This window comes from Pseudomonas lundensis (genome assembly GCF_001042985.1).
GTDB classification, from domain to species: domain Bacteria; phylum Pseudomonadota; class Gammaproteobacteria; order Pseudomonadales; family Pseudomonadaceae; genus Aquipseudomonas; species Aquipseudomonas lundensis.
Genome location: NZ_JYKY01000084.1, coordinates 1 through 673, shown reverse-complemented (window position 1 = coordinate 673; position 673 = coordinate 1). Strand labels below are relative to the sequence as shown.

Genomic DNA, 673 nt, shown 5'->3' with positions numbered 1-673 from the left:
CTGCTGTACTGACTGCCTTGATCCGAGTGGATCATCACCTCTTGCTTCGGCTTACGTCTCCAAACCGCCATCAGCAGTGCATCAATGGCTACGTCGCTGGTCATCTGCGACTTCATTGACCAACCAATGATCTGGCGTGAAAACAGATCGAGCACCACGGCCAAATACAGCCAGCCTTCATATGTTCGGATGTAGGTAATGTCTGTGACCCAGACTTTGTTGGGTTCTCTGACATCGAATTGGCGCTTCAGTAAGTTCGGTGAGGCAACAGCTGGTTTACCGCCATATTTTCCCGGCCTCCGTCGATACCCAGTCTGAGAACGTAAACCTTCAAGGCGCATCAACCTAGCCACCCGGTGACGGCCACAGCTCTCTCCAACCTCTCGCAGGTCATCATGGATCTTGCGATAGCCATAAACACCACCGCTTTCCAGCCAGGAGTGTTTGATCAATCCAAGCAGTCGCTGATCGTCCTTTGCTCGCGCAGATTTTGGTTCTGATAGCCACGCGTAGTAGCCGCTGGGATGAACCTTGAGTGTCAGGCAAAGGCGTCGAATCGCGTAATGACCCGCTTGCTGCTTAATAAAGGCGTACTTCAGCCGCACTCCTTGGCAAAGTACGCGGCGGCCTTTTTTAAGATGTCTCGCTCCTCCGTCACCCGTTTCAGCTCGGC

The 673-nt window shown here is 53.2% G+C and carries 1 pseudogene; it reads right to left on the bottom strand.

Annotated features, from left to right (window positions below):
• Positions 1–673: pseudogene (locus tag TU74_RS22970) on the bottom strand (IS3 family transposase); the annotation flags it as partial.